Below are 6,036 nucleotides of genomic sequence, written 5' to 3'. Positions count from 1 at the left end.
TGATTGAAATATCCTAATTTAGACACTTTTTAGCTAAAAATAATATTAAAAAACTAAAATAAACATTTTTTAAGGAAGTAATTATGAATATTTTATTGCTTGAAGATGATTATTTATATGCTACTAGTATTTGTGAATATTTGCAAGATTTAGGATTTAGTGTTGATGTTTTTAGTGATGGCGACTTAGCCTGTAAAACTATCGCAAATAAATTTTATCATCTTTATATACTTGATATAAAAGTAATAAATACTAATGGCTTTGATGTATTAAGTTATATAAAAAGCTTAAATATTACTAACCCTATTATGATGATGACTTCAAGAACTGATATAGCAAGTATTAAAAAAGGATATGAGCTAGGCTGCAATGAATACCTTAAAAAACCTTTTGAACTAGATGAATTAAAATATAGAATTAAAGAATTATTAAAACAATTTTTTAACACTCAAAGCAATGATACAATCACAATTTCAGGCGAGTTTGTATATGATTATATTTCTAAAAGTCTTAGCAAAAATAAAACTCTAATAGAGCTTACTAGTAAAGAAATCACATTGATTGAATATTTGTTAAGCAATAAATCAAGTTATGTAAATGTAAGCAGTATTTATGAATATGTATGGGGGGGGGCAAATGAAGAATTTGAAACCAATGGCTCAAGCGATGTAAGAGTATATGTAAAAAGAATTAGAGCAAAAACTTGCGATGATTTTATAATATCATCTAGAGGACTTGGCTATAAAATCAATGTCTAAGCAAACAATACTATTAACCCTTATAGCTTTAGTCATATCAATGTTAGCTATAAATATATTGAAATTAAGTGTAGCTAATGATAAAAACTCTACGCTATTAGAACTAGCAAGTTATATAAATAAGGATTTAAATAACTTACAAGATATAAAAATATGTATTTTCAATAATGAAGAAATTTTAAAATGCGAACTTGATATAAACTATATAAAAGATGATTTTATATATAAAACTCATAATTCTTTGCTTTATTACAAATTCCAAAAACAAATAAACAATACAACATACAATGTGGTGCTATCAAAACCTTGCGTTTATAACAAAAGCATAATCAATGCTGCTATAGTATTTGGTGGGGGAACTTTTATATTATTTGTTTTAATTTACTTAGTTTATAAAAACAATATCAAAAGTTTAATTTGGTATAAAAACACTATGAATACATTTTTTTATGATGCAATGCACGAGTTAAAAACGCCATTGGGTATAGCCTTATTAAATGCTGATATGTTAGAAAGTAATAAATATCAAAAAAGAATTAAAGCAGCACTAAATCAGATGAAAACAACATATGATGATGTAGGATTTTATATAGAAAATCCAAATGCTAAATACCCACTAAAAAATATTAATTTTTCTAATTTTTTAAAAACAAGAATTGATTTTTTTAATAGTATTGCTAGTATGAAAAGTGTGGAATTTCATTTAGAAATCACTAATGATTTATATGTATTAATCAGCGAAGTAGAGTTACTAAGAATTGTAGATAATAATATTTCAAATGCAATTAAATATACAAAAGTTAATTCTAAAATTACAATATCTTTAAACCAATCAAATGAAAAAATAATTTTTATAATACAAGATGAAGGAATTGGCATAAAAGATACAAAAAGAATTTGGCAAAGATATGCTAGAGAAGATTTGGCTAAAGGTGGATTTGGCTTAGGTCTTAATATAGTAAGAAATATTTGCAAAAAATACGATATTGTATATGAAGCATTTAATTATGAAAAAGGGGCTATTTTTAAATACTCTTTTAAATCATAATTTTTTAATTTAATCTTAATTTAAAAACTAAAAAATATAATTAATTAACTTAAAATCTTAATTTAAAGGTGCATAATGAAAAAAGTCCTCATATCACTACTCGTAATATCTAATCTTTATTCTTATGAATATGCAAATAAAGTTCATCCTTTCGGAATGTATTTTGGAACTCAAAACCATAAACAACATACAGATATAGATTTAGCTGATTGCGTTATAAATAATACAAGAAATAATGATAAAGGCAGAAGCGCTTGTTTTCAACTTTATCAAATCTTTAACATAGATGATCATTTTAATAGAACTGATGCTGAAGACGAGCAAAGAATTATTGTAAATTGGGGATTTAATTGGGATTATGCTTGGGCTAAACTAGATTATCAAAATAGCATTGTAAAAAAATTTGGCTCTTTTAAAGGCAATCAATCATCTCATCATACCGATTCAAGAAGATTTAGAGAAAATGTATTTTGCGTAAATTACGAAGATAATGCAGCGGGAACTAATTATAATCCTAATAATTACGATGATTTTATTTCTCATCAAAACTCAAAACCTAAAAAGCTAGATAGTGTAAAAAATACTGAAATTACTTTTCCAATGAAATCTTATTTTTATGATGAATCTTATATTCAAGATGTATTTAAAGAATTTGAAGTTAATACAACAGGCAAAATCATACTTTTAGCAAGTAGCAATAATGATTCAATTTTTAGCTATTTTTTAAGCGAACAATTACTAAATAATGAAAAAAACTCAAATGCTTATAGATTTGCAAATACTTATCTAGGCTATCAGCACGGCTCAAGCACAACTTCTGATAGCGAAAACGCATACAATGATTTTGTAAGATTTATGAAAAGCAAAGGTTGTAGATTAAATCCTGACCAAGGATTTGCTAGCGGAATACCTTTAACGCTAGATGAGAACGAAGTAGGTGCGACCTTAACTGATAATGCTTATTATACAAATGATGAATGTGCTAAATATTCAGAACAATTTTTCTTAAAAAATAATGCCTTGTATTCCCCTAAAGAATTTTTAAAAGGTAATGCTAAATGGGGATTTTTAAATAATCAATATTTCGCACAAAATAAATCAGGACTAAGCAAATGCTACACATTTAATATGGAATATTACGACGGATATTATTTTTCTAGCAATGGATATTACAATGAAAAAAGTCAGTGGAAATCAAACGAGTATAAAACCTATGATATAAAAGCTTTAAGGCTTAGGAATTTCGTTTATAACAACAATCAATCACTTGCAAACGCTAAATATATTCAAAGATTTTCTCCTTACATAGATACAACACAAGAAAGAAGTATTTATAGTATTCATAAAACTAGAGATGGAGCAATAGGCGAAAAAGCAATATATAAAGAAATCAAAAATTCAAAAGATTGTATAATCAAAGTTGCACCTGGATTATTTGATATACGAAAAGAATGTAAGAATTCAAAATACAAACAAAACGGCATAAGAGAAAGAGCTGGAATTATGCCTAAAGATATAGGTAATAAAGAAAATATAAGCACAAAAATCTTTAGCCTACATTTAAGACCAACTTCATTAAAAGAAGAATATAAATACTATAAAGATAATATGAAAAAATACACGGCAAGTCCAGGGGATTTATACGCTCATTTAAAAAATCCAAAATATTTTACATCTACAGATATTGTAAATTGGGGTAAAAATTATGGAGATGGTAAATTCCCTGCTGATACAATTGTAGGCATTTATAAAAATAAGCCTGAAATTAATGCTAATTTTAAATTCTTATTCTATCCTGACGCAAATAGCACTAAATTTAGTTTAATTTCAAAAGATTTAAATCCAGCAGGCAGTGCAAAAGTAGGAGATAAAACATATCCTATATTTAATAAAATTCCTGAAGTTCATATAACTCCATTTTATAATGGTCAAAACTTAGAAAAAAGATATGATTATAAAAAGACTAAAGATGGAAATTATATAAAATGTTGTGATAAAGATTTAAGCAAATATTATGTAGATTTAAGAGTTCAAATTAGCACTTTAGCAAAAAATGGAAATGATTACACTATAAAATCAAAGCAACCAAGTGTGATTTATTATGAATTAGATTTAGATTACGCTAATTCAGAAAACTTAGAATACTTCATAAGAGAACTTAGCTTTAAATTAAAAGAACCATCGTTAATAGAAATTACAACAGAAAGAATTTACGATAACGACAAAAGACCTATGTTTGAAGTAGATAGTAAAAATATCATAAAGGGCGTTAGTGAGACTGCAGCATTTATTTTAACAGATGAAGAAATAGTGCAAAAACAACACTATTTTGGAAGTATTTGGAAAATACTAAATAGAAAACCTAGTCTAGGAGAAGATTTAAGACCTAGCATTAAAGACTTAAATGATAAAAAAGCAAAAATAGCTAATGATACATATACAAGAATGGTTGGAGATAATGTATATATAGGTTTTGTTCATGCAGCTGATAAAACTAGAATTAGTTTCTTTTCTAATACTGCAAGTGTAAATCACGATGATGGAAGAGCTACTAAGGTTTTAATATACGATAAAGATGATTTTAGAGTAAATCCTGATAATCAAATGATGGGAGATTTTATAATTGAATTTATCAATATAACTCCAGGTCGCCACGATATTTGCTATACTCAAAAAGATATGCAAGGTAAATTATTAACCCCTACTCCAATATGCAAAAACTTTATGGTAAGACCAGCTGAAATAAAAATAAATGATTTTGTTACTAAAGCAGGAGAAGGATTAAAAAAACCTTTACCAACTACCCTTAAAGCAAGTGTATTAGATACCCAAGATAGAAAATTAAGTATTAATTCAAATATAGGAATTAAAGAAGCTAAATTAAAAGTTACAAATAGCAAAGGTAGTTTTTATACATTTGATTTAGAAACAAGTGCTTATAACAAAATTAGCCAACTAAATCCTATTAATTTTAAACGCAATAATAAAGATTATAGTTTTGATATGGTAATTGCTTATCCTTTTGCTGGAAGTGGAATTATTGAGTTTAAAGACAATGATTTTGTAGGAAGTGATATTGCTAATAAAAAATGTGAAAATACTGGATTTTCAAATACAATCAACGCTAATGGAAAAATATCTTGTCATATATTAATTAAGCCTATTAATGCTGATTTTACTAGCTCATCTACTACGAATTTAAATAATATAAAAACATCTGATGGTTTATCTGATGCTGTTTTATTTTCTGATGAAGTTGTAGGACAAAGCGAAGCTGATTTGGGTAAATGTTCTGGTATAAATTGTGATTTTACACATTCACTAAATATACCTGTAAATATAGAAAATAAAGGCTCAAGTTCTGCTAATAGTTTAGAATATGTATATAAGTATTTTCCTAGCGATATTGATATAGATTTTGATTTAAATTTCTTAGATAATAACGATACTCAAGCTAGTAGTAGATATAGAATTTATACAAATAAATTAAGTATTAAAAATATGAATATCACAAATCAAAAAATCAAAATGACTTTAAGCGCTAGCAATACTACACTAAATGCGATTTTTGATTCAAAAATGCAAAATTTAGATAACGAAGTCAATAAAAATTTAAATACTCTAAGTAGCGTTGCTAAAAAATACGAAGCAAGTCCTGATGATTTAGAATTTATTACAAAAATAGGCTATACGAAATTCCAAAAAACAAATGACTTAGCACCTAGTAAAGACATTTTAAATAAGCCTGATGTAAATGAATTTAATCTTGATACTACAAGTAGCATAACAATAGATAAAGGAACTCCTGTTAATTTTACAAAAAATTATCCATTTATTTTTGCTTATGCAATGTATAAAGATACTAAAGCAGATGCGGGTAAAAAATATAAAAAATTATTACCGAGTGATTTAAAATTAAAATATATAAATACAACTGGTAAAATTAGCGAATTATACACAAGCACAACTACTAGCGGGCATTATTATCTAAAACCAATTGCTGATATTATTAATAATATTTCTTTTACAAGTGATTATAATTCTAATATCAAAAAACTTACCGATGGAAGTATTGAACTTGAATTATCAAGTGATAAAAAAACTAATGAATATATAAAAGATTTAATTAGAATGCACTCAAATAGCGAAATTAGTGCAAAAGAAAGCTTTAGCGTAGAATACACTAAATAATTTTTTAGGAATTTAAAATAAATCAAATTATTTTAAATT

Annotated in this window: 3 protein-coding genes; all 3 read left to right on the top strand. The window is 26.0% G+C overall.

Annotation, left to right across the window (positions count from 1 at the left end; translation table 11 throughout):
• Window positions 1-83 precede the first annotated feature (83 nt).
• The 3 genes from AVBRAN12654_RS07625 to AVBRAN12654_RS07615 all read left to right on the top strand — a co-directional run bounded on the left by AVBRAN12654_RS07625 (window position 84) and on the right by AVBRAN12654_RS07615 (window position 5,997).
• Window positions 84-758 (top strand): response regulator transcription factor, encoded by a 675-nt coding sequence (locus AVBRAN12654_RS07625; RefSeq protein ID WP_214118730.1) that lies wholly within the window; start codon window positions 84-86, stop codon window positions 756-758.
• 40 nt (window positions 759-798) lie between these two features.
• Window positions 799-1,806 carry a sensor histidine kinase gene (locus AVBRAN12654_RS07620; protein WP_336614230.1) on the top strand — a complete coding sequence of 336 codons (1,008 nt, stop codon included), beginning with the start codon at window positions 799-801 and terminating at the stop codon, window positions 1,804-1,806.
• A 75-nt stretch (window positions 1,807-1,881) separates the two neighbouring features.
• Complete coding sequence (locus AVBRAN12654_RS07615) at window positions 1,882-5,997, top strand: hypothetical protein (RefSeq protein WP_336614229.1); 4,116 nt, start codon at window positions 1,882-1,884, stop codon at window positions 5,995-5,997.
• Window positions 5,998-6,036: the final 39 nt, after the last annotated feature.

Origin of the sequence: Campylobacter sp. RM12654 (assembly GCF_020137585.1) — a bacterium.
In the GTDB taxonomy this organism is placed as follows: Bacteria; Campylobacterota; Campylobacteria; order Campylobacterales; family Campylobacteraceae; genus Campylobacter_E.
Note: the sequence above shows the minus strand (reverse complement) of the source record. Positions and strands in the feature narration are given on the sequence as shown.